Consider the following 258-nt stretch of genomic DNA (forward strand, 5'->3'; position numbering starts at 1 on the left):
CACAAGGTAACATTGACAGTGCCGATGCAGATGTAACCATCACGGTGGATACAGTTGCAGCTGACTTGATTGGTGCGATCACAGTTCCAGATGATCTGAACGGTGACGGCATCTTGAATGCGACTGAGTTAGGTGCAGATGGTAGCTTCGATGCACAAGTGGCACTCGGTCCAGATGCAGCAGTGGGTACAGTGGTAACCGTAAATGGTACCAACTACACAGTAACAGCAGCGGACTTGGTGAATGGCTTCATCACTG

The 258-nt window shown here is 50.0% G+C and carries 1 protein-coding gene; it reads left to right on the forward strand.

Going from position 1 to position 258, the window contains the following annotated elements; translation table 11 throughout:
- Positions 1-258 (forward strand): hypothetical protein (locus V6E90_RS21685; protein ID WP_332606431.1); only part of this gene is annotated, 258 nt, incomplete at both ends.

This window comes from Acinetobacter sp. ESBL14, assembly GCF_036668815.1.
In the GTDB taxonomy this organism is placed as follows: Bacteria; Pseudomonadota; Gammaproteobacteria; order Pseudomonadales; family Moraxellaceae; genus Acinetobacter; species Acinetobacter gyllenbergii.